Annotated in this window: 15 protein-coding genes; 3 read left to right on the top strand and 12 right to left on the bottom strand. The window is 64.7% G+C overall.

Annotated features, from left to right (window positions below; translation table 11 throughout):
• Window positions 1-90: 90 nt before the first annotated feature.
• Together dapD and ACZ0AV_RS19165 are read right to left on the bottom strand one after the other, a co-directional pair.
• Window positions 91-1,125, bottom strand: a complete 1,035-nt coding sequence (dapD, locus tag ACZ0AV_RS19160) for a 2,3,4,5-tetrahydropyridine-2,6-dicarboxylate N-succinyltransferase (protein WP_499152500.1) — start codon at window positions 1,123-1,125, stop codon at window positions 91-93.
• Window positions 1,126-1,167: 42 nt separating this feature from the next.
• The gene (locus ACZ0AV_RS19165) at window positions 1,168-1,515 is read right to left on the bottom strand and encodes an ArsC family reductase (protein ID WP_499152501.1); all 348 of its coding nucleotides are present in this window, start codon (window positions 1,513-1,515) and stop codon (window positions 1,168-1,170) included.
• Between the two features lie 196 nt (window positions 1,516-1,711).
• On the opposite strand from ACZ0AV_RS19165, the gene ACZ0AV_RS19170 reads away from it, so the two are divergent.
• Window positions 1,712-3,352: a Na+/H+ antiporter gene (locus ACZ0AV_RS19170; protein ID WP_499152502.1), complete on the top strand. Its 1,641-nt coding sequence runs from the start codon at window positions 1,712-1,714 to the stop codon at window positions 3,350-3,352.
• On the opposite strand, the gene ACZ0AV_RS19175 is transcribed toward ACZ0AV_RS19170, so the two are convergent.
• The 6 genes from ACZ0AV_RS19175 to leuS form a co-directional block, all read right to left on the bottom strand.
• Window positions 3,349-4,500, bottom strand: a complete 1,152-nt coding sequence (locus ACZ0AV_RS19175) for an acyl-CoA dehydrogenase family protein (protein ID WP_499152503.1) — start codon at window positions 4,498-4,500, stop codon at window positions 3,349-3,351. The two genes, ACZ0AV_RS19170 and ACZ0AV_RS19175, sit on opposite strands and share 4 nt — an antisense overlap.
• A 164-nt stretch (window positions 4,501-4,664) precedes the next feature.
• The gene (locus ACZ0AV_RS19180) at window positions 4,665-5,957 is read right to left on the bottom strand and encodes a lytic murein transglycosylase (protein ID WP_499153402.1); all 1,293 of its coding nucleotides are present in this window, start codon (window positions 5,955-5,957) and stop codon (window positions 4,665-4,667) included.
• A 70-nt stretch (window positions 5,958-6,027) separates the two neighbouring features.
• The gene (gene arfA, locus ACZ0AV_RS19185; RefSeq protein WP_499152504.1) at window positions 6,028-6,195 is read right to left on the bottom strand and encodes an alternative ribosome rescue factor ArfA; all 168 of its coding nucleotides are present in this window, start codon (window positions 6,193-6,195) and stop codon (window positions 6,028-6,030) included.
• Between the two features lie 86 nt (window positions 6,196-6,281).
• The gene (gene holA / locus ACZ0AV_RS19190) at window positions 6,282-7,316 is read right to left on the bottom strand and encodes a DNA polymerase III subunit delta (RefSeq protein WP_499152505.1); all 1,035 of its coding nucleotides are present in this window, start codon (window positions 7,314-7,316) and stop codon (window positions 6,282-6,284) included.
• Between the two features lie 273 nt (window positions 7,317-7,589).
• Window positions 7,590-8,195, bottom strand: coding sequence for an LPS-assembly lipoprotein LptE (locus ACZ0AV_RS19195; RefSeq protein WP_499152506.1), 606 nt, complete (start codon window positions 8,193-8,195; stop codon window positions 7,590-7,592).
• Window positions 8,196-8,309: 114 nt separating this feature from the next.
• Window positions 8,310-10,916 carry a leucine--tRNA ligase gene (leuS, locus tag ACZ0AV_RS19200; RefSeq protein WP_499152507.1) on the bottom strand — a complete coding sequence of 869 codons (2,607 nt, stop codon included), beginning with the start codon at window positions 10,914-10,916 and terminating at the stop codon, window positions 8,310-8,312.
• A gap of 167 nt (window positions 10,917-11,083) precedes the next feature.
• Here leuS and ACZ0AV_RS19205 point away from each other — a divergent pair, with 167 nt between their 5' ends.
• Together ACZ0AV_RS19205 and ACZ0AV_RS19210 are read left to right on the top strand one after the other, a co-directional pair.
• Entirely contained in the window at window positions 11,084-11,377 is a 294-nt protein-coding gene (locus tag ACZ0AV_RS19205) for a hypothetical protein (RefSeq protein ID WP_499152508.1), read from the top strand.
• A gap of 65 nt (window positions 11,378-11,442) precedes the next feature.
• Complete coding sequence (locus ACZ0AV_RS19210) at window positions 11,443-12,207, top strand: YdcF family protein (protein ID WP_499152509.1); 765 nt, start codon at window positions 11,443-11,445, stop codon at window positions 12,205-12,207.
• A 116-nt stretch (window positions 12,208-12,323) separates the two neighbouring features.
• Here ACZ0AV_RS19210 and lnt read toward each other — a convergent pair whose 3' ends face one another.
• From lnt to ACZ0AV_RS19230, 4 genes are read right to left on the bottom strand one after another with little or no spacing between them, the layout of a single operon-like run.
• Window positions 12,324-13,841 (bottom strand): apolipoprotein N-acyltransferase, encoded by a 1,518-nt coding sequence (gene lnt, locus ACZ0AV_RS19215; protein WP_499152510.1) that lies wholly within the window; start codon window positions 13,839-13,841, stop codon window positions 12,324-12,326.
• 58 nt (window positions 13,842-13,899) lie between these two features.
• Entirely contained in the window at window positions 13,900-14,736 is an 837-nt protein-coding gene (locus ACZ0AV_RS19220) for a CorC family transporter (protein ID WP_499152511.1), read from the bottom strand.
• Window positions 14,737-14,761: 25 nt separating this feature from the next.
• Window positions 14,762-15,220, bottom strand: a complete 459-nt coding sequence (ybeY, locus tag ACZ0AV_RS19225; protein WP_499152512.1) for an rRNA maturation RNase YbeY — start codon at window positions 15,218-15,220, stop codon at window positions 14,762-14,764.
• Window positions 15,217-16,236, bottom strand: a complete 1,020-nt coding sequence (locus ACZ0AV_RS19230; protein ID WP_499152513.1) for a PhoH family protein — start codon at window positions 16,234-16,236, stop codon at window positions 15,217-15,219. The genes ybeY and ACZ0AV_RS19230 overlap by 4 nt, the downstream gene beginning before the upstream one ends.
• Window positions 16,237-16,265 lie beyond the last annotated feature (29 nt).

Below are 16,265 nucleotides of genomic sequence, written 5' to 3' on the forward strand. Positions count from 1 at the left end.
GGATCTCGTAACGCTTGAATGTGAAAACGGGCTGTGCCCACGAAGACGTCAGTCTATCGCGCGCGCAGCCCGTTCGGGCGAAGCCTGGGCTCAGTTGTGGGCGTGCAGGGCTTCGTTCAGCTCGATGGCCGACTTGTTGGTCTTGCACTCCACCGCGCCCGTTTGCGAGTTGCGACGGAACAGCAGGTCGGCCTGGCCAGCCAGGTCACGACCCTTGACCACCTTGACCAGGTTGTTCTGGTCGTCGAGCAGGGCGATCTTGGTACCAGCGGTCACGTAGAGGCCCGCTTCGACGATGTTGCGGTCGCCCAGCGGAATGCCGATGCCGGCGTTGGCACCGATCAGGCAGCCTTCGCCCACGGAGATGACGATGTTGCCGCCACCGGACAGGGTGCCCATGGTCGAGCAGCCGCCGCCCAGGTCCGAACCCTTGCCGACGAACACACCCGCGGAAACGCGGCCTTCGATCATGCCCGGGCCCGCGGTGCCGGCGTTGAAGTTGACGAAACCTTCGTGCATCACCGTAGTGCCTTCACCAATGTAGGCGCCCAGGCGGATACGCGCGCTGTCAGCGATACGCACGCCGGTCGGTACCACGTAGTCGGTCATCTTCGGGAACTTGTCCACCGAGAAGACTTCCAGCAGGTCGCCTTTCAGGCGGGCTTCGAGCTGACGTTCGGTCAGCTCGGCCAGGTCGACCGCACCCTGGCTGGTCCAGGCCACGTTGGGCAGCAACGGGAAGATGCCGGTCAGGTTCAGGCCATGGGGCTTGACCAGGCGATGGGACAGCAGGTGCAGCTTGAGGTAGGCCTCGGGCGTGCTGGTCAGGGCGGCATCTTCAGCCAGCAGCGTGACGACCAGGGGCTTGGCGCTTTCGGCCAGGCGAGTGAGCAGCGCGGCTTGCACGGCGTCGATGCCTTTCAGGGCGCTGGCCAGTTCGCCGGCCTGCTGATTGGTCAGCGCGATGGCCTGGTTGCCGCCGCTGTAGCCGAGCTTCTCGGTAACCTTGGCGACCAGTTCGGCGCTCGGGTTGAGCAGCGGCTGTGCGTAGAAGACTTCCAGCCAGGTGCTTTGACGGTTTTGGGTGCCGACCCCGAAGGCCAGGCTGAACAGGGTGTTGGACATGAGCTTTTCCTTGCAGCGAATTCGATTGAAGGTGACGGGTTATCAGGCCAGTTCGGCGGCGTAGCGCTCGGGCTTGAACCCGACCAGCGTACGGGGGCCCAGATCCAGCACGGGGCGCTTGATCATCGATGGTTGGGCCAGCATCAGGTCGATGGCCCTGGCCTGGTCGAGATCGCTCTTCTGGGCGTCGTCGAGCTTGCGGAAGGTGGTGCCGGCGCGATTGAGGATGGTTTCCCAGCCGTGCTCGTCACACCATTTCTGCAGGTTGCCGCGGTCGATGCCAGCGGTCTTGTAATCGTGAAACTGGTAAGCGACACCTTGCTCGTCGAGCCAGGTGCGGGCCTTTTTCATGGTGTCGCAGGCCTTGATCCCATAGAGGACATTACTCATTGATTTTCCTCGGAAGGATTCCACTCGTCGAATCCTCCTCATACCGTGTTAATAGCGAGCGGTGAATTATGCCACGTCGACCCTGCTTGCGGCGCGGTGTTAGGGTGATCGGCGGCATCGCGACCCGTACGGGGCGCGTTAGAATGACTGGGCGCATGCGCAGCGCGTGTTCATGTTTGCCAAGGATTTTCCCGTCATGCAGCTTCTCTACACCATCCTGATCATGTTGCTGGTGGTCAGTGGTACGCGCATCAGCGCCCAGTTCATTCCCTTGCCGTTGCCGATCCTGCAGATTCTGATCGGTGCGTTGCTGGCCATTCCGGTGCTCGGCCTGCACGTGCGGCTCGACCCCGAGCTGTTTCTCCTGCTGTTCATTCCGCCCCTGCTGTTCGTCGACGGCTGGCGGATGCCCAAGGGGCAGTTTCGCAAGTTGCGCACGCCCATCCTGTTGCTCGCCTTCGCCCTGGTGTTCTTCACCATTCTCGGCGCCGGATATTTCATTCACTGGTTGTTACCGCAGGTGCCGCTGGCGGCGTGTTTCGCGTTGGCTGCGGTGTTGTCGCCGACCGATGCGGTGGCTGTATCGGCGATCACGCATGGGCGCCTGCCCAGCACCCTGGGCAACCTGCTGCAGGGGGAGGCGCTGATGAACGACGCGTCCGGCCTGGTGGCGTTCAAGTTCGCCGTGGCGGCCACCCTCACCGGGGTGTTTTCCTTTGCCGACGCCAGCCTGCAATTCGTGCTGGTGGCCGCAGGCGGGCTACTGATCGGCATGGCGTTGAGTTATCTGCTGGGCCGCCTGCGCGCCGCGATGATCGCCCGAGGCTGGGAAGAGCCGGCGCCCCATGTGCTGCTGATGCTGTTGCTGCCGTTCGCCGCCTATGTGGCTGCCGAGCATCTGGGGCTGTCGGGGATTCTCTCCGCGGTGGCAGCTGGCATGATGCAGAGCCGCCTCGACCTGCTGCCGCGCCAGACCACCACGCGCCTGCTCAACCGCGGCGTGTGGGGCATGCTCGAATTCACCTTCAACGGCCTGATCTTCCTGCTGCTGGGCCTGCAGTTGCCAGATATCCTCAAGGCGGTCATCGGCGACCACGCCGATGCCTGGCACCTGCTGCTGCCCGCTCTGGGTTACGTGCTGGCGGTGTACGCGGTGCTGATGGCGCTGCGTTTCGCCTGGGTCTACAGCTACTGGCGCACATCGGGAATGGTGCGGCGCTGGCGCGGCAAGCCGACCCGCTTCGCCGGGCAGTCGCGCCTGGCCCTGGCCGCGGTGTTGACCCTGGGCGGCGTGCGCGGTGCGGTGACGCTGGCGGGGGTGATGTCGTTACCGCTGCTGCTCAACAATGGCGAGGCGTTTCCCGAGCGAGATCTGCTGATACTCATTGCCGCCGGGGTGATCCTGGTGTCGCTGCTGGTCGCCAGCGTGGTAATGCCCAGGCTGCTGCCCTTGCTGCCGCAGGACAACGTGGCGCGCCAGGAAGCCGAGCTCAATCGCCATCGCGGGCAGTTGCTGCAGGCTGCCATTCGCTGCCTGGAGGCCGCCGATGAAAAGGCTGCGGACACCGACGGCGCAATCGCCACCGCGGAGATCCGCGCCAAGCTGATGAGCGAATACCGTGACCTGCTCGAACGAACCCGAACCCGCCGCGCGGAAGAGTCGCGCGAGTATCAGCGCCAGGCCGACCAGCTGGAGTACCGCATGCGCTTGCATGCGCTGCGCACCCAACGGCTGGAGCTGTACCGGATGCGCAAGGACAACCAGCTGGACGACGACATGGTGGCGCAGATCCTGCGCGACCTCGACAACGCCGAGGCTCGTCTGCTCAAGGGTTAGGGCTGGTAGTGCCGCAACTCGCGGGCGATCAGCAGGCGCTGGATCTCGCTGGCGCCTTCGTAGATCTGGGTGATGCGCGCATCCCGGTAGTAGCGTTGCACGGGGAAGTCTTCCAGATAGCCGTAGCCGCCGTGCACTTGCAGCGCTTTGGAGCACACGCGTTCGGCCATTTCCGAGGCGAACAGCTTGGCCTGGGAGGCTTCCGAGAGGCAGGGCTGCCCGGCGCTGCGCAGGCGCGCGGCATGCAGGGTGAGCAGGCGGGCGGCATTGATCTGGGTGTGCATGTCGGCGAGCAGGTTGGCGATGCTCTGGTGCTCGCCGATGGGCTTGTCGAACTGCACCCGTTCGCGCGAGTACAGCAGCGCCGCTTCGAAGGCGGCGCGGGCGATACCGACGGCCTGGGCGGCGATGCCAATGCGCCCACCCTCGAGGTTGGACAAGGCGATACCCAGGCCCTTGCCACGTTCACCGAGCAGGTTCTGCAGCGGAACGCTGCAGTTTTCGAGGGCGATGGCGCAGGTGTCCGAGGCGCGAATACCCATCTTGTGCTCGCGCCGCTCGACGCGAAAGCCGGGGGTATCGGTCGGCACCAGAAAGGCTGAGATGCCCTGTTTGCCGAGTGAGGCGTCGGTGACCGCGAAGACGATGGCCAGGCCGGCGCGCTGGCCGTTGCTGACGAACTGTTTGGAACCGTTGAGCACCCAGTGCTCGCCGCGCAGCTCGGCGCGGGTGCGCAGGTTATGGGCTTCAGAGCCGGCCTGGGGCTCGGTCAGGCAGAAGCAGCCAATCACTTCGCCGCTGGCCAGGCGCGGTAGCCATGCATTCTTCTGCGCGTCGCTGCCGTAATTGAGCAGCGGGCCGCAGCCTACCGAGTTATGTACGCTCATCAGCGTGCCGGTCGCCGCATCTGCGGCCGAGACTTCTTCCACGGCGAGCGCATAGGCCACGTAGTCGAGATAACTACCACCCCAGGTGTCCGGGACGATCATGCCTAGCAGGCCCATTTCGCCCATCTGCGTCACCACCGCATCGTCGATCCAGCCGGCCTGTTCCCAGGCCTGGGCATGCGGGGCGATGGCGCGGCGAGCGAACTGCCGGGTGCAGTCGCGGATCATGCGTTGTTCGTCGTCCAGTTCGATGTCGTGCATAGCGACCTCTCTGTTGTCGTTGGCCCGTGCCGGATCACGGCAGACGGGGCAGTGCGGCTACCACGGATCACGTGGCAGCCCGACTACAGGGTCGCTCAGGAATGGACGATTCGCAACGCAGGAAAGGAAGGGCGCGATGACGGTGGTCACCGCGCCGGCAGCACTCAGTTCGGTTGGCGCAACTGGTCGAGCAGGTTGCTGTCCGGGTAGCCATCGGCCGGCCAGCCCAAGTGCAGCTGGAAGGCGCGAATCGCCTTGCGGGTGTTGGCACCGATGATGCCGTCTGGGTGGCCGGAGTCGAAGCCGCGGGCGTTCAGGCGCTCCTGCAATTCGACGCGTTCGCTGCGGCCCAGCTGCCGATCGCCTTCCGGCCAGGTGCCTTGCACACCGTTGCCGCCACGCAGGGCGTCGGACAGCAGGCCGATCGCCAGGGCGTAGGACGTGGAATTGTTGTATCGCAGGATGCTGCGGAAATTGCTGAACAGCAGGAATGCCGGGCCGCGATGCCCTGCGGGCAACAACAGCGTGGCGCTGGCGTCGTCGCGCGGCGTGTTTAACGGCTGGCCCATCGGATGGACGCCGAGGGCGCGCCATTCGCTGAGGCTGCGGCGCACTTCCGGGTCGGCCAGGGCATAGTCGAAGCTCTGCGGCAGCTGTACTTCAAAGCCCCACGGCTGGCGCAACTGCCAGTTGGAGCCTTGCAGGTAGTGGGCCGCCGAAGCCAGGGCATCGGCCTGGGAGGTCCAGACATCGCGCTTGCCGTCGCCGTCGAAGTCCACGGCATGTTCGTTGTAGGTGGTCGGCATGAACTGGGTCTGGCCCATGGCGCCGGCCCAGGAGCCCACCAGGCTTTCCGGGGCGATATCGCCGTGCTGCAGAATCTTCAGCACGGCCAGCAACTGGCTGCGCCAGAAGGCCTGACGGCGACCTTCATAGGCCAGGGTGGCCAGGGAGCGCACTACGTTGTGGCTGCCGATGTTGCTGCCGAAATTGCTTTCCAGGCCCCAGATGGCGACCAGGGTTTGCGCGTCGACGCCATAACGCTGTTCGATCTGGTTGAGCATGGCGCTGTTCTGGGTCAGCAGAATGCGGCCACGGGCGACACGGCTGGGAGACACGGCGCCTTTCAGGTATTCCCACACCGGCCGGCTGAACTCCGGCTGGCTGCTGTCGGCCTTGACCACATCGGGGTTCGGCACCACGCCGGCGAAGGCCCGGTCGAACAGGGTGGGGCTGATGCCGGCGGCCATGGCGTCGCTGCGCAGCAGGTCGCGCCACTGTTCGAAGCTCAATTGCTCTTCGACGGGCTGGCTGAACAGGGGGTTGGGAGTGGCAGTGCTCTGCGGGGTACTCGGCGCCGCCAGGGGTTGAGCCGGAGCATCGGCACAGGCCGTGAGCAGGAGCAGGAAGCTGGCCGCAGCGGTGGCAGGCAGGCCGCGAATGAACAGGTTGGGCATGGTCATCTCAACACGTTTTGCAGGCGACCACCTTAGCACGGATGGGCAGGGATGCGGGCTGAGCGAGCGATCAAGCCGTTTTTTTCATCGCCCCCATAAACGAAAAAGCCTCCCAGTTTTGCTGGGAGGCCTGGCGGCGGTAGCTGCCTTTTCCTTTGCCGGGTCGTTCCTGACGAGAGCGGAACAGCGGCTGGGCGACGATGGATTTGGCCTTGTTCGGCCGTGATTTCTTGCTCATGGCAGGTCCTCGATCAGTGCTCGCGCCAATGCGGGCGACGCCAATGATGCGCCGCTCGCAGGGCGATGTCCATGCTGGGGGTAGGCTCAAGCGCCGAGTTTGAGGCGCTGGCCGGCCATCATCAGCACCAGCCGCGAGAGGCTGGCCCAGGGGTCGCCGGGCGCCTGTCCCTTCACCTGTGCATCGATCTGCTGGGCATCCATCAACAGGGCGTTCCAGCGAGCCGGTGAATGGCGCTGCAGAGCTTTGCTGACCAGTGGGCGGCGCTTGTCCCAGACGGGCGGGCGGGCCGAGGCGAACGCCTTGTCCAACGGCATGCCCTGGCTGAACTGGTAGGAAATGTTCGCCAGCTGGCGCAATTCGCGGGCCAGCATGACGACGATGAACAGCGACTCTTGCCCTTCGCCGCGCAAGCCGTCGAGCATGCGCAGGGCATGGGCGGCTTCGCCGTTGAGAATGGCGTCGATCAGGCCGAACACGTCATAGCGGGCACTGTCTGCAACCGCCGCCTGCACGGTGCCGGCGTCGATCTGCTGGCCATCGGCGAGCAGCTTGAGCTTTTCGATTTCCTGCGCGGCGGCCAGCAGGTTGCCTTCCACCCGCGCAGCGATCAGATCGACCGCATCGGCAGTGGCGTTCATGCCAGCCTGGGCCAGGCGCTGGCGAATCCATTGCGGCAGCCCGTTGGCGTCCACCGGCCAAATCTGCACGAACTGGCAGTGCGGCCCATCGATCAGCGCCTTGGCCCACTTGGTCTTCTGCGCGCTGCCGTCGAGCTTGGGCAGGCTGATCAGCAGCAGGGTGTCCTCCGGCGGTCGCCCAAGGTACTCGATGATCGCCGCAGCGCCCTTGTCGCCGGGCTTGCCGTTGGCGATGCGCAGTTCGATGACACGTTTTTCGGCGAACAGCGACAGGCTTGCGCCGGCCTCGTAGAGCATGCCCCAATCGAAGTTGGCTTCGGCGTGGAACACTTCACGTTCGGTGAACCCCTGCACGCGGCTGGCATTGCGGATGGCGTCGCTGGCTTCCTGGCAAAGCAGCGCTTCGTCGCCGCACACCACGTAGACGGGCGCCAAGGGACCTTGCAGGTGTTTACCGAGTTGGGCGGGGGCGAGTTTCATGAGTATCTAAACCTGAGAGGCCGAAGAAGGGGCCCCGTCCGTCTTAGAACCTATTTAGGATCTCGCGAGCCAGAGTCATGCAAGGCAAAAACAGGCGAGGAACGGTCGGAGTCGCGGGCGACTGTACTTTTGTACATGAGCATAACTCGCTTCGCTCGCCCCTCCGGGGCCGCACCAAAGTGCGTTAGCCGCAAGCGGCTTTCCGACTGGGCTGGCAATCCAGCCTGTTTTTAACGCAGCAGGGCCGACGCGCAGCAGATCGTAAACAGGTGCTTATTGCACCGGCAGTTCGATGGGCGATTGCTGCGGCTGTGCGGCTTCGCGCTGGCGAGCTGCCTCAATGGCATCGGCTTCGGCCTTGGCCTTGGCTTCGGCAGTCTGCTGCAGGGCGTCGAGCTGGTCTGGGGTGATCTGCTGCAGGCGCTGGGCCAGTTGCTGCACTAGGTCGCGACGCATTTCGGTGCGTAGGCGAGCGGCCTCCTGATCGTTGCCGATCAGGTTGTTGGAGTCCTGCACGTAGTAGGTCTGCACTTCCAGCTGGTTGCTGAGCAGCAGCAGGTTCTTGGCGCCACGAATCTCGTAATTCAGCGTCAAGGTACGTTCGTATTCCGCACTGCGAGCCGCGCTGGTGTAGCTGGCGGAACGCTGTTTCTCCTGCTCGTTGGCCAGGTAAAGCTTGTAGGCGGCGCCGGGGAATACACGCACACCATTGCTCTCCAGCACCTCACGAACGTCGCGAACGGTCTCGCCGTAGCTGTCGCGCGCGCCGACCTCGAGTTCCTTGAGCGCGAATTGCACGTCACCGGTGCCGCGCAGCTGGAAGCCGCACGCACCGAGCAGGGCAGCCAGGCCGATTACCAACATATTGCGCTTGATCATCTCGTTATCCCCTTGTCCTGCCGGCTCCGCTGGCCGGCATGGGCAGGCACGGGTGCCTGCGTTGCCGATACGTTGACCCAGTGTCGGCAGTACGCCGACACCTCACTTGTCGCCTCAGTTGGCGACGATATTGACCAGCTTGCCGGGCACCACGATGACCTTGCGGATCGTCAGCCCTTCGGTGAAGCGTTGTACGTTCTCATTGTCGCGGGCTGCCGCTTCTACCGCCTCGCGGCTGGCATCGGCCGGCACCTCGATCTGTCCGCGCAGCTTGCCGTTGACCTGAATCACCAGCTGCAGGCTGTCCTGCACCAGAGCGGATTCATCGACGCTCGGCCAGGCCGCGTCGATGATCGCTTCCTCATGGCCCAGCTCCTGCCACAGCTCGTGGCAGATGTGCGGGGTGATCGGCGCAAGCAGCAACGCGACGGTTTCCAGGCCTTCCTGGAGCAGCGCGCGCTGCTGGTCGGTGTCCTGGGCGGCCTTTTCCAGTACGTTCATCAGCGTCATCACCTGAGCGATGGCGGTGTTGAATTTGTGGTGCTGGCCAACATCCTGGGTCGCCTGCCTGATCGCCAGGTGGATGGCGCGGCGTACGTCCTTGCCGGCGTCGTCCAGCTTGCCGGCATCCAGCACGCCCGGCAGGCCCTGATTGACGTGGGCCTGGGCCAGGCGCCAGACGCGGCGCAGGAAGCGGCTGGCGCCTTCGACGCCGGAGTCCGACCATTCCAGGCTCATGTCCGGCGGCGAGGCGAACATCATGAACAGGCGGCAGGTGTCGGCACCGTACTGGTCGATCATGGTCTGCGGGTCGATGCCGTTCTTCTTCGACTTCGACATTTTCTCGGTGCCACCGATCTCGACCGGCAGGCCATCGCTGGTCAGCGTCGCGGCGATGACCTTGGCCTTGGCGTCGCGCTCGAGGGTCACGTCAGCCGGGTTGATCCAGGTCTTCTTGCCGTTGGCTTCCATGCGGAAATAGGTTTCGGCGTTGACCATGCCCTGGGTCAGCAGGTTCTTGAACGGTTCGTTGGACGTCACCAGGCCTTCGTCGCGCATCAGCTTGTGGAAGAAGCGCGCGTAGAGCAGGTGCAGGATCGCGTGTTCGATGCCGCCGATGTACTGGTCCACGGGCAGCCAGTGGTCAGCCGCGGATTTCTCGACCAGGCCACCTTCATAATGCGGCGAGGCGTAGCGCGCGTAGTACCAGGACGATTCGACGAAGGTGTCCATGGTGTCGGTTTCACGCTTGGCCGGCGCGCCGCATTTCGGGCAGCTGCATGCGTAGAACTCGGGCATGCGCGCCAGGGGCGAGCCGGCACCGTCGGGCACCACGTCTTCGGGCAACACGACCGGCAACTGGTCTTCGGGCACCGGCACGTCACCGCAGGTTTCGCAGTGGATGATCGGAATCGGGCAGCCCCAGTAGCGCTGGCGGCTGATGCCCCAGTCGCGCAGGCGGAACTGGGTGCGCGAGGCACCGAGCTTCTTCTCCAGCAGGGCCACTTCAATGGCGTCGAATGCACCTTCGAAATCCAGGCCGTCGAACGTACCGGAGTTAATCAGTTGGCCATGTTCGTTGTACGCGGGTTGCCATTCGCTGCCGACCTCATCACCGGCGCTGGTGCGCACAACGGCTTTGATCGGCAGCCCATATTTGCGGGCAAATTCGAAATCACGCTCGTCGTGAGCGGGCACGGCCATGACAGCGCCGTCGCCATAGTGCATGAGCACGTAGTTGGCGACCCACACCGGCAGCTTCTCGCCGGTCAGCGGGTGCTCGACGAACAACGAGGTCGGCAGCCCTTTCTTTTCCTGGGTAGCGACGTCGGCTTCGGCGACGCTGCCGCCTTTGCATTCTTCGATGAAAGCCCGCAGCTCTGGGTTGCCCTGCGCAGCGAGGGCGGCCAGCGGGTGCTCGGCGGCCACGGCGACATAGGTCGCGCCCATCAGGGTGTCGGGACGTGTGGTGAATACCTTGAGGGTACCGGCTTCGCCAATCGACGCGACGTCGTAGGGGAATTGCACTTCCATGCCGCGTGATTTGCCGATCCAGTTGCGCTGCATGGTCTTGACCTGTTCCGGCCAGCCATCTAGCTCGTCCAGGCTGCTCAAGAGTTCATCCGCGTAGGCGGTGATCTTGAAGTAGTACATGGGGATTTCGCGCTTCTCGATCACCGCGCCGGAACGCCAGCCGCGGCCATCGATGACCTGCTCGTTGGCCAGTACGGTCTGGTCGATGGGGTCCCAGTTGACGGTACCGTTCTTGCGGTAGATCACACCCTTTTCGAACAGGCGAGTGAACAGCCACTGTTCCCAGCGATAGTAGTCCGGCTTGCAGGTGGTGACTTCGCGTGACCAATCGATGGCCAGGCCCAGGCTCTTGAGCTGGGTCTTCATGTAAGCGATGTTTTCGTAGGTCCACTTGGCCGGTGCGACATTGTTGTCGATGGCCGCGTTTTCCGCCGGCATGCCGAAAGCGTCCCAGCCCAGTGGCTGCAGCACGTTCTTGCCCAGCATGCGCTGGTAACGGGAAATCACGTCACCAATGGTGTAGTTGCGCACGTGCCCCATGTGCAGCTTGCCGCTCGGGTAGGGGAACATCGACAGGCAGTAGAACGTCTCCTTGCCGGGCTGTTCGCTGACTACAAAGGAGTTCTGCGAATCCCAGTGGGATTGCGCGGCGGCTTCGATTTCGCGTGGCTGATACTGTTCGTGCATGGCTACTTTGCGCTAGGGAAAGGGGCTTTCAGGAAACGCCGTAGCATACATGACCCCCCTTGACGGAGGAAACGCTGATTGCTCCGCCTGGCCGTTGGTCGCGGTACCCGGCCGGCCTCGGGGTGGGCGCTAAGCTCAGGTGAGGGCGAGCGGCCGGGAGGTGTGTGATGGGCTCTTCAGCAAGTATCGATTCGCGGACCGACCCCTACGGGCGGCTGCTGCAACGGCTGGTGTCGGCCCTCCATGAGGCCGACAGCCTGGCCCGGCTCGCCGACCAGCCATCGGTGGATATGGAAGTGCGCGGCCTGTCTGCCGCCGACCTGGCGCTGATCACGGCGTACCTGGCCAGCCAACGGAGCTGCCCCAGCGGCGGGCCGGCCGACGGCAGGGCACCGCCATTCGCCCATCATCGCGGCGTTATCATCGGCACTGCTGCACAGACGCCGCGACGCTCTGAATGAAGCGCGCCGCGCTTGTGCCGCGGTGCCACTGCCCCTAGGCTTCGACCCTTTCCCGGAGGTGCTCGATGCCGCTTCGTTATCTGCTCAAGCAAATCTTCATGCCGCCCGGCATCCTGCTGCTGTTGCTGGTGCTCGCCTGGTTTCTGCGGCGGCGCTTTCCGCGCCTGGCCGCTGGTTGTTTCGCCGTCGGCGTCGGCGGCTTGTGGCTGATGAGCCTGCCGGTGACGGTGGAATGGGCGGCGCGGCAGATCGAGCGCGAGCCAGCGCTGGCACATCAGCAGTGGACGCAGCTGGCGCAGCGCGCCGATGCCATCGTGGTGCTGGGCGCCGGTCGTGAAACCGCCGAGCCGGCCTGGGGCGGCGATCAGCCCAGCGCCCTGGCAATGGAGCGCATTCGCTATGCGGCGCGCCTGGCAAAGGCTTCGGGGCTGCCGGTACTGGCTACCGGTGGCCTGCATTTCGGGCGGCCGCCGAGTGAGGCGGCGCTGGCCGCGCAGGTGATGCAAGAGGACTTTGGCGTGCCGGTACGCTGGCTGGAGGAACGCAGCCGCACCACCTGGGAAAATGCCGTGGAAAGCGCCGCCATGCTGCAGCCCGAAGGCATCCGCCGCGTGCTGCTGGTGACCCAGGCCTGGCACATGCCGCGCTCGCGCTGGAGTTTCGAACAGGCGGGGTTCGAGGTGACGACGGCGCCGGTTGGCTTCATCGGCGTGCCCAACGACCGTCCGCTGGGCGGCTGGCTGCCGGAAGGCAAGTCCTTCTGGCAGAGCACCCAGTTGCTCAACGAACTGATCGGCTCGCTGGCCTACCCGCTGGCCTACGGCCGTTAGCCTCGTTGGTGGGCTCAAGCCCATTCTTGCACTGGCCCATGGGCGTTGACGGGTTGCTCAGGCGAATCGCCGCGCTGGCCTCCCAGCGTTGCTGCCCACGCATTCAGCCCTTGGCGTCACGCCGCCTCCCGGCGACGGCGAATCAGCGCCCAGGCCGCCAGCAGGCTGCACACCGCAATCAGCGGCCAGGAGCGCCATTGCAGGTAGGGCGTCAGGTGCTGCATGGGCTGCACTTCGCCATAGAGCGTGCCTTGCTGGAATTGCGGCAGGCGCTCGGTGATCTGGCCGAACGGGTCGATCAGCACCGTCACGCCGTTGTTGGTGGCGCGGATCATCCAGCGACCGGCTTCCAGGGCGCGCATCTGCGCCATCTGCAGGTGTTGCAGCGGACCGATCGAGGTGCCGAACCAGGTATCGTTGCTCACCGTCAGCAGCAGATCGCTGCGCGCGGCCATTTCAGCGGCGAATTCCGGGTACACCACTTCGTAGCAGATGAAGGTGGCGATGCGATGCCCCTTGGCTTCCAGCAGCGGCTGGTCGTGGCCACCACGGGCGAAGTCGGACATCGGCAGGTCGAAGAACGCGATCAGGCCGCGCAGCACCTCTTGTAGCGGCACGTATTCGCCGAACGGTACCAGGCGCTGCTTGAGGTAATCGCCGCTGCCCTGGCCCAGCACGCTGACGGCATTGTAGTAGCGCTGCTCGCCGTGCTCGTTGGGCTGGCGAATCGGCACACCGGTGATCAGCGCACTCTGACGGTCACTGGCGAAGCGGTCCATCATGGCGAGGTAGCCGATGGCCTGCTCCTTGAGCACCGGCACTGCGGTTTCCGGCCAGATCAGCAAGTCGGCCGGTTTGCTGCTGAAGCTCATGTCGCGGTACAGCGCCAGTTGCGCGTTGAGCTGCGCCGGGTCCCACTTGAGGTTCTGCTCCACGTTGCCCTGGATTGCGGCGACGCTCAGCGGCTCGCCGGCCGGTGCGGTCCAGGCGTGGCCCTTGAGCAGGGCGCCGAGTAGCCAGGGCGCGATCAGCAGTACCAGCGCGCCCGCCAGTTGCGGCTTGTGCCGGTACAGGCGTGGCAGGTTGACCAGTAGCGCGGCGCTCAATGCCAGGGCGAACGACAGCAGCCATACGCCGCCGACGGGCGCCAGGCCGGCCATGGGGCCGTCCAGCTGGCTGTAGCCTGCGTACAGCCAGGGAAACCCGGTGAGAAACCAGCCGCGAAATGCTTCCTGGGCCACCCACAAGGCCGCGAATGCCAGCGCATCGCTGACCGGCGCTGCGTTACGGCGCAAGCACAGGGCCCACAGCCAGGCCGCCAGGGCGAAGAACAGGCCCAGCCCGGCGACGAAGCCCAGGGTCAGCAAGGCGGCCAGGGGTGGGGAGGCGGCGCCGTAATCGTGGATGCTCACGTATACCCAGCTGGTGCCGGAGGCGAACAGGCCAAAGCCATACCACCACCCGCGCCAGGCTGCCTGGCGCGGGGTCAGCTCGCGCAGGCCGCGGTAGAGCAGGGCGATCGACAGCAGCAGTAGCGGCCAGATGCCGTACGGCGCCAGCGCCAGGGTGGTCAGCGCGCCTGCCAGCAGGGCGATCAGGTGGCCGGGCCAGCCGGGGCAGAACAGACGATTCATCACGATGCTCGGGAAATGAGGTGGGCAGGCGCGCCCGCAGGCGGGGCGCTACGGCAGGTCAGCGGGCCAGCGGCGTCAGGCGCAGCAGGTGCACGCGTCGGCTGTCGGCGTTCAGCACGCGAAAGCGGAATTCGCCAATCACCGTCACTTCGTTGCGCTTGGGCAAATGGCCGAAAGAACTCATCACCAGGCCGCCAACCGTATCGAACTCATCGTCCGAGAAATCGGTGGTGAAGGCTTCGTTGAAGTGATCGATGGGCGTCAGCGCCTTGACCAGGAAGTCGCCGCTGGGCAGTGGCTTGACGTAGCTGTCTTCCTCGACGTCGTGCTCGTCCTCGATATCGCCGACGATCTGCTCGAGTACGTCCTCGATGGTCACCAGGCCGGCCACGCCGCCGTACTCGTCGATCACCACCGCCATGTGGTTGTGGTTGGCGCGGAACTCGCGCAGCAGCACGTTGAGGCGCTTTGACTCGGGCACGAACGTGGCTGGGCGCAGCATGTCGCGGATATTGAAGTCGGGCTGGTCGGCCAGCAGCAGCGGCAGCAGATCCTTGGCGAGCAGGATGCCGAGCACGTCGTCGAGGGTTTCGCCAATCACCGGGTAGCGCGAGTGCGCGGCCTCGATGATCACCGGGAGGAATTCCTTGGGAGACTGGTTGGCCTTGATGGTCACCACCTGGGAACGCGGCACCATGATGTCGCGAACCTGCAGGTCGGCGACCTGGATGGCGCCTTCGACGATGGCCAGGGCCTCGCTGTCGAGCAGTTTGTTCTGGTGCGCATCGCGCAGAACTTCCAGCAGTTCCTGGCGGTTCTTCGGCTCATGAGCAAAAGCCTGGGTCAGCTTGTTCAGCCAGGACTTTTGCTCGTTGCTCGATCGGTCTTCGCTCATGGGGTTTTACTCGGGATCCTTTGCTCTATTCGTCGCCGGCATACGGGTCGGGATGACCCAGCTCGGCGAGCAATAATCGTTCCAGCGCTTCCATCTCCTCGGCTTCCTCATCATCGATGTGGTCGTAGCCGAGCAGGTGCAGACAGCCGTGTATCACCAGATGCGCCCAGTGCGCCTCCAGTGCCTTGCCTTGTTCGACAGCTTCACGCTCGACCACCGGGACGCAGATCACCAGGTCACCAAGCAGCGGAATATCCAGCAAATCATCAGGCACATCGGCGGGGAAGGACAATACGTTGGTCGCGTAATCCTTGTGGCGCCATGTGTGGTTGAGTTCGCGGCCCTCTTCTTCGTCCACCAGGCGAATGGTCAGCTCCGAGTCGGCGCTGCGCTGGCGCAGACCGGCCGCGCACCATGCCTGGAAGTCGGCCTCGGTGGGCAGGTGCTCAGCCGTGCTGGCGACCTGCAGGTCCAGTTCGATCATGGCTCGGAGCGCGCTCCCGGATCGTTGTCCGCCGGGCGGCGGTCGAACGGCTGACGTTCGGCATCGAAGCGCTCATAGGCTTCGACGATGCGCTGCACCAGCGGATGGCGCACCACGTCCTTGGGCTTGAAGTGGGTGAAGCTGATGCCCGGCACGCCCTTGAGCACGTCGATCACGTGGGTCAGGCCGCTCTTGGTACCGCGTGGCAGGTCGACCTGGGTGATGTCACCGGTGATCACCGCGGTGGAGCCAAAGCCGATGCGGGTCAGGAACATCTTCATCTGTTCCATCGTGGTGTTCTGGCTTTCGTCGAGAATGATGAAGCTGTTGTTCAGCGTGCGGCCGCGCATGTAGGCCAGTGGCGCGACCTCGATCACCTGTTTCTCGATCAGCTTGGCCACCTGTTCGAAACCGAGCATCTCGTAGAGCGCGTCGTACAGCGGGCGCAGGTACGGGTCGATCTTCTGCGACAGGTCGCCGGGCAGGAAACCGAGCTTTTCACCGGCTTCGACCGCTGGGCGCACCAGCAGGATGCGGCGGATTTGCTCGCGCTCCAGGGCGTCCACGGCCGCGGCGACCGCCAGGTAGGTCTTGCCGGTACCGGCCGGGCCAATGCCGAAGTTGATGTCGTGGTCGAGAATCGCCTTGACGTACAACTGCTGGTTGGCGCCGCGCGGGCGGATCATGCCCTTGCGCGTGCGCAAGGCGATATTGGCGTGGCCGCTGGGGGCGTTCAGTTCCTCGATACCCGATTCCTGCAGGAACAGGTGCACCATGTCCGGCGACAGCTCGGTGCTGTCGGTTTCGCGGTACAGGCGGCGCAGCAGGTTTTCGGCGGAGGTGGTCTGCCCCGGGTCGCCAAGCAGCTCGAACTGATTGCCGCGGTTGCGAATTTCGATGCCCAGGCGCGATTCGATCAGGCGCAGGTGCTCGTCGAATTGGCCGCTGAGGTTGGCGAAGCGCTTGGCTTCGAAGGGCTCGAGGGTGAAGCGATGAGGTGCTAGGGAAGTATTCAAGGTCGTTTTTTGGCCGCCAGTTGGCTAAG

This window comes from Pseudomonas sp. AC532 (assembly GCF_979258965.1).

Coding starts and splice junctions, on each gene's coding strand:
- dapD (WP_499152500.1), bottom strand. CDS start 1,125: ATGTCCAACACCCTGTTCAGCCTGGCCTTCGGGGTCGGCACCCAAAAC.
- ACZ0AV_RS19165 (WP_499152501.1), bottom strand. CDS start 1,515: ATGAGTAATGTCCTCTATGGGATCAAGGCCTGCGACACCATGAAAAAG.
- ACZ0AV_RS19170 (WP_499152502.1), top strand. CDS start 1,712: ATGCAGCTTCTCTACACCATCCTGATCATGTTGCTGGTGGTCAGTGGT.
- ACZ0AV_RS19175 (WP_499152503.1), bottom strand. CDS start 4,500: ATGCACGACATCGAACTGGACGACGAACAACGCATGATCCGCGACTGC.
- ACZ0AV_RS19180 (WP_499153402.1), bottom strand. CDS start 5,957: ATGCCCAACCTGTTCATTCGCGGCCTGCCTGCCACCGCTGCGGCCAGC.
- arfA (WP_499152504.1), bottom strand. CDS start 6,195: ATGAGCAAGAAATCACGGCCGAACAAGGCCAAATCCATCGTCGCCCAG.
- holA (WP_499152505.1), bottom strand. CDS start 7,316: ATGAAACTCGCCCCCGCCCAACTCGGTAAACACCTGCAAGGTCCCTTG.
- ACZ0AV_RS19195 (WP_499152506.1), bottom strand. CDS start 8,195: ATGATCAAGCGCAATATGTTGGTAATCGGCCTGGCTGCCCTGCTCGGT.
- leuS (WP_499152507.1), bottom strand. CDS start 10,916: ATGCACGAACAGTATCAGCCACGCGAAATCGAAGCCGCCGCGCAATCC.
- ACZ0AV_RS19205 (WP_499152508.1), top strand. CDS start 11,084: ATGGGCTCTTCAGCAAGTATCGATTCGCGGACCGACCCCTACGGGCGG.
- ACZ0AV_RS19210 (WP_499152509.1), top strand. CDS start 11,443: ATGCCGCTTCGTTATCTGCTCAAGCAAATCTTCATGCCGCCCGGCATC.
- lnt (WP_499152510.1), bottom strand. CDS start 13,841: ATGAATCGTCTGTTCTGCCCCGGCTGGCCCGGCCACCTGATCGCCCTG.
- ACZ0AV_RS19220 (WP_499152511.1), bottom strand. CDS start 14,736: ATGAGCGAAGACCGATCGAGCAACGAGCAAAAGTCCTGGCTGAACAAG.
- ybeY (WP_499152512.1), bottom strand. CDS start 15,220: ATGATCGAACTGGACCTGCAGGTCGCCAGCACGGCTGAGCACCTGCCC.